Origin of the sequence: Paenibacillus zanthoxyli JH29 (assembly GCF_000520715.1) — a bacterium.
Classification (GTDB): Bacteria; Bacillota; Bacilli; order Paenibacillales; family Paenibacillaceae; genus Paenibacillus_AQ; species Paenibacillus_AQ zanthoxyli.
The window spans coordinates 1-5,299 of the sequence record NZ_ASSD01000700.1; the positions used below are offsets into that span (position 1 = coordinate 1).

7 protein-coding genes are annotated in these 5,299 nt (G+C 52.6%); 4 read left to right on the plus strand and 3 right to left on the minus strand.

The window, feature by feature from the left end; all coding sequences use genetic code 11:
* Positions 1–236: 236 nt before the first annotated feature.
* Positions 237–440 carry a hypothetical protein gene (locus L691_RS0126975; RefSeq protein WP_025693299.1) on the minus strand — a complete coding sequence of 68 codons (204 nt, stop codon included), beginning with the start codon at positions 438–440 and terminating at the stop codon, positions 237–239.
* A gap of 106 nt (positions 441–546) precedes the next feature.
* On the opposite strand from L691_RS0126975, the gene L691_RS0126980 reads away from it, so the two are divergent.
* Positions 547–975, plus strand: a complete 429-nt coding sequence (locus L691_RS0126980; protein WP_025693300.1) for a PH domain-containing protein — start codon at positions 547–549, stop codon at positions 973–975.
* Positions 976–1,034: 59 nt separating this feature from the next.
* Here L691_RS0126980 and L691_RS0126985 read toward each other — a convergent pair whose 3' ends face one another.
* Complete coding sequence (locus L691_RS0126985; protein ID WP_025693301.1) at positions 1,035–1,622, minus strand: histidine phosphatase family protein; 588 nt, start codon at positions 1,620–1,622, stop codon at positions 1,035–1,037.
* A gap of 546 nt (positions 1,623–2,168) precedes the next feature.
* Between L691_RS0126985 and L691_RS0126990 the strand changes: the two genes are divergently transcribed.
* The 3 genes from L691_RS0126990 to L691_RS0127000 are packed head-to-tail and all read left to right on the plus strand — an operon-like array spanning position 2,169 to position 3,818.
* Positions 2,169–2,840 carry a TetR/AcrR family transcriptional regulator gene (locus tag L691_RS0126990; RefSeq protein ID WP_025693302.1) on the plus strand — a complete coding sequence of 224 codons (672 nt, stop codon included), beginning with the start codon at positions 2,169–2,171 and terminating at the stop codon, positions 2,838–2,840.
* On the plus strand, positions 2,812–3,387 hold the full coding sequence (locus L691_RS0126995) for a flavodoxin family protein (RefSeq protein WP_025693303.1): 576 nt from the start codon (positions 2,812–2,814) through the stop codon (positions 3,385–3,387). Before L691_RS0126990 ends, L691_RS0126995 begins: the two co-directional genes overlap by 29 nt.
* 35 nt (positions 3,388–3,422) lie before the next feature.
* Positions 3,423–3,818, plus strand: a complete 396-nt coding sequence (locus tag L691_RS0127000; protein WP_025693304.1) for an FMN-binding protein — start codon at positions 3,423–3,425, stop codon at positions 3,816–3,818.
* 107 nt (positions 3,819–3,925) lie between these two features.
* Here L691_RS0127000 and L691_RS0127005 read toward each other — a convergent pair.
* Positions 3,926–5,299 (minus strand): ABC-F family ATP-binding cassette domain-containing protein (locus tag L691_RS0127005; RefSeq protein ID WP_025693305.1); only part of this gene is annotated, 1,374 nt, incomplete at its 5' end.

A 5,299-nucleotide genomic window follows, 5' to 3' on the forward strand; every position in this document is an offset into this window, starting at 1 on the left:
GACGCTTCTCCGCCTCCGGAACTGCATGCGGCAAGACCCAGCATTCCCGTGAGCATAACGCCTGCCGTCATCATTTTTATGTGCTTGTTCATATGTTCATCTCCCTGCTGATTGGACAGTCTTGAATCTATTTCTATCCTTAACAGACGGCACACATACGGAAAGGTTGCAGCAAGGGAACCCTGCCAAACCTCGGGAGACCTGATTTGCATATATCCGCCTATCAGCACCGGCGCTTATTTTAAATGCCTCGCGGCCATCTCCAGAATAATTTCTTTTAAAGCCTCCCGAAACCCGGCCGTATCCATGCCTAGATAATCCTTGCCGATTTCGGTATATTTCAGCAGCTCCTGCTTGCTCAGATACTCCGCCGGATTAAGGTCCAGCTCTTTCAAATAACTCGTCAGCGCCGTAAAAATGATAAATTCCTCTCGGTTCATCTTCGTATTACCTCCATCTCTCAAATATAGAATTTGCCAGTCACATAAAGGAAAAATCGTCCTGAATGTAGAATAATGTAGAATTACAATTCAGGAGGAATTTGAAATGGCGAATCTATTTAGCGGACTGCTGGGCAATTATTCCGAGGTTTCCATCCCCGAGCTGAACAGCCAGTACGGAATGTACCTGATGCCGGATGAGAAGATCCAGATGGGATTCCGCCTCGTGCGGGATACGTTTATCATCACGGACGAACGGCTGATTTTTATTGACCATCAGGGCGTAACCGGCAAAAAGACCCGGGTTACTTCCATCTCCCTCGAATCGCTGTATGAAGTTACGATGGAAACGGGCGGCACCGGCTTTGATGACAGCGAAATCACCATCCACTATATTCAGTCGCCGTATTTTAAGACCAATAACCCGCAAATCGGCTCGTACAAATTCGAATTCGGCAAAAAATTCAACGTCCAGCCAATCTACGTCGCGCTGCTCACGCTGGCGCATCAGAACCATAAGCGTCTGAACGCTTAAATAACGGACTTTTTCTCGAAAAAAAGTGCTGCCGAATGCCGTCCCTGATGGGGCGGCTTTTATACAGTGCCAGTCTCCGGCTCCCATAACCGCTCCACCCTCACCAGCTTCTGCCCCGCAAAATCCAGCTTATAAATATCCGGCTTGGTCGTAGACAACAGAAAATCGAATCCGTACGACTTATCGTAATAGTTCATAATGATCGCCATGATATTGCCGTGGGTTCCTAGCGCAATTTTACTCCCCGCATATTCCCGCAGCAGTCGCTTAATAATCGGCACGGCGCGCTCCTCGGCTTCATTGTTGCTTTCTCCCCCTTCCAGTTTATAGCTTTCATCTTCAAAAGAACGGCGGATCGCAGCAAGCAACTCATCATCCCCATATTCCCTGTTCAAACCTCCAAACGCTCTTTCCCTTAGTCCTTCATATAAAATAATCTCTTTCCCGGCCTCTTCCGCTAAGGGCTGCATGGTAGCGATCGCCCGCGCGTAGGGACTGGATACAAAATGTATAATCTCCTCGTTCTTCAAAATCTCCCTTACTCTTCGGGCATCGGCAGCTCCTTGTTCCGATAACCCGCGGTTTCGTTCCTGTCCGTGAACATACGGAGAAACGGCATGTCTAATCATGTACAGGCTCGTATTCACCCTCTTGAACCCCCTTTGTCATTCGACTCTTTTTCCAAAGTATTCCGTTTACTACATTCGGCGGTGCGGCCTGATTTCCTGCGAATAGCCTGCTTGCCCATTCCTTCGCTTTCGAACTATCTATTTCACTGTTCAGACACTCACCCTTCCCCCATGAACCGAAAAATTTCCCGCTAATTCCCCCCTAACAGCACTTGACATCCGATAAAGCGGAATTTCTCCAGCTAATTTTGCCGTTTTGGCCCAAAGAAGTGGAATTAGAGTAAATAAGACGGAGAAATTCCCGTTAATGTCTCAAAACAGCTGTAAAACAAGAAATAAGGCGGAATAATTCCCGTTCGTCGGATAACTACATCTTTCGTGCCCCACCGTAAGGGCATCTCCCTCTACCCGCTCATGTCCAAACGGAGGTGAAATGTAAATTGAAAACGAAGTGAAATGTAAAACGAAAATTAAATGTGAAAAGATGGATTTACACCTTGAAAAAAAGATGATATTATCCAGGTAAACTAATAGTTTACTTTTAGAACTGGAGGTTTATTACTGTTGGACCGTACAACGCGCAAAGAGACTATCGCAAGCTTGCATCAGGAGAACATTCTCCTTGCAGCGGAGAAGCTGTTCGCGGAAAAAGGCTTTGCGGCGACGACGATGGATGATATCGCCAAGAGCGCCGAATACAGCAAACGCACAGTATACATTCAGTTTCCAAGCAAGGAGGAGATTCATGGCCGGATCGTACTGAAAGGATTTATGCAGCTTAAGGAGCATATTCTGCATGATGTGGATGACAAGGCGGACTTTTTTTCCAAATATCAAGCTCTATGCGACAGTCTGATTACGTTCTATGAGTCCTCTCCCTACCTTTACGCCGGCATTGTCGATTTCCAGACCCAACCGCTGGACAGCCGGGATTTGCCGCAGGTGAAGCGGGACATTTTCAATGTAGGGGAAGAAATTAACGACGTACTTGGAGGAATGATCCGTCAGGGAATTGCGGAAGGGGCTGTTAACCCGGACACCCGGATCAAGGAAGCCATTTTGATCTATTGGAGCAGCCTGTCCTCGCTCATTATGGTGGCGCATCGCAAAAGCAGCTATATCTCCGAAACGATGGGCGCAACAACACATGGGCTGCTGGAATACGGCTGCAATCTGCTGCTGCGTATGATCGCAAAGGAGGTTCAAGATGCCGACGAAACGGCTGCTGGCCATTAAAGGCGGTCCCAGGCCGGACGGAATGACGGCGAAGATGCTGCAAATTGCCGTACAGGCGGCTGCGAAAGCGGGCTGGGAAACAGACATCTGCGATTTATATAAGGTGGACATATCCGCCTGCAAAGGATGTCCGGATTGCCAGGCAACCGGAGTGTGCCCTCCCAGCGGCGAGCTTGCCGATTTATGGGTAAGGCTGGCTCTCAGCGACCTGGTTATTCTGTCCGCACCTACGTATTACGCCAATGTGCCGGGCCAGGTCAAGCTCATGTTCGACAGGCTGGCAGGCAAGGCGATGGACCGCAGCGCCGCCGGCATTGCTCCGAGACCGACTCTGTCCAAAGACCAGCAGTACCTGCTGATGACCGCTTGTAATACGCCGTTTCCGTTCAACCGGCTGCTGGGCCAAAGCTCGTCCTGCCTCGCCGCTATGAACGAGTTCTTCCGCATATCGGGCATGACCTGCAGAGGCAAGATCGTCTGTCCGGGCGCCAAGAAGCTGACGGAGGTTCCGGCCAGGCTGGCTTCGCGAATCGAAAGCTTTTTCTAATACCGTACAACCATTTCATTCTGGGAGGTTAAACTGTGAAGAAGAAACTGCTGATTGTAGCTGCTCTTATTCTGCTCGTGGGGGGCGGCTGGGGGCTTACTTATCTGTATCAGGTCCGCAGCTATCAAGACAAGGTTAAGAATCTCACCATATCCGATATCCCCTTCTCTAGTCTGGCCGATGGCACTTACGTGGGAGAATACGATGTTCGCTTTATCGACGCCAAGGTTCAGGTCAGCGTGCAGAACGGCAAAGTAACCAAGATCGACTTGCTGAAACATAAGAACGGGCATGGCGCTCCCGCCGAAGTTATTCTTAAAGAAATCGTCGACAAACAGTCGCTGGATGTGGATGCCGTCAGCGGCGCGAGCAATTCCAGCAAGGTCCTGAAAAAAGCAGTGGAGATAGCGCTGGTTCAAGGGGAGAAATAATCCTTCAAGATTCCTCTAGCCAAGCAGACATACTCGCCGCTGAACACAAGAAGCTGCCTTCAGCCCAATAACGGCGAGGCAGCTTCTTGTATCAACAGCAGCGCAGTTTATCCCTTCTCCTCCAGCTCCCCAATCCTCCGGCGCAGCCGCTTAATCTCCTCCAGCAGCGCCATGTTCTCGTCGTCGCTCTCCGGTGTTTCCGCCTGGATAAGCTGCGTCAGCCGCAGCTTCAGCACGCCCAGCTCATCCTCTGCCGCCCGTTCGCGTTCCGTCATTGTGTGTTCCCGGTCTTTGGATAGATACTCCTCATAGGTGCCGGGGAACTGTCTCGGGAAGCGTCCACGCTCCAGCACGATCAGCCGATTCGCGATACTTGACAGCAAATACCGGTCATGCGTGACGAGCAGCAGCGCGCCGGGATAAGACTTCAAGGCTTCCTCAATAACTTCCCTAGTATCAATGTCGAGGTAGTTGGTCGGTTCGTCCAGCACCAGCAGATTCGCCCTGCCGAAGTAGAGCCTAAGGAAAGCGACGCGGCATTTCTCGCCAAGGCTTAAGCTGCCGATAAGCTTGAAGGCATCGTCCCGTGTGAATAAAAAGCAGCCTAAAATCGTTCTCGCCTCCGTCACCGTCATTTCCGGGAGCTGAAGCAGACTGTCCAGAATGGTTGAGGACAGATCGAGCTGCTCCAGCTCCTGGGCAAAATATCCAACCGTCGTCTGCGGGTGCAGGCCGACCGTCCCGCCGGTTGGCGCATAGATTCCCGCCAGCAGCTTCAGCAGCGTCGACTTGCCGGACCCGTTCGGCCCGATCACGCCGATCCGGTCGCACCGGCGGACCGAAAGGCTGAAGTCCGCAAGCAGAGGACTCCCTCCCGGGTACGCAAACTCCGCGTGCTCCGTCCTAAGCAAGGTCCCTGCGGCGAATTCCCCGCCCGTAAGCCGCATGTTCAGCTTGGTACTCTCCCGGGGCTCCGCCGTGCGGTCCCGATTCAGCCGCTCCAGCGCCGCTTCCTTCGCATGCAGCCGGGAGACATTCTTCTTCGATTTCGACCGCAGGAAATCGTTCTGCCCGGCGGCGCGGTGCGCCTGCTGGAACCATTCCGCGTAACGCCGGATGGCTTCCTCCAGCTTCTTCTTTTCCAGCTCCTGTCTTCTGTACCGCGCCTCCAGCTCCCTGGCTTCCACAGCCTTCTGCTCGCGGTACTGCGTGTACCCTCCTGGATATCGCCTGCAGCCGTCTTGCCTCAGCTCCAGCAGGGAGGTCGCCGTGCGGTCGATAAAGCGGCGGTCATGTGAGACGTACAGCACGGTGCCGGAATAGCTGGACACCCACTCTTCCAGCCATCCCATCGTGTCCGCGTCAAGATGGTTGGTCGGCTCATCCAGCAGCAGTAATCGCGGCTGCCGGGCCAGCAGCCGGGCGAGCTGCGCCCGCGTCTTCTGCCCGCCGCTCAAAGACCGGTAAGGCAGATCCCATAC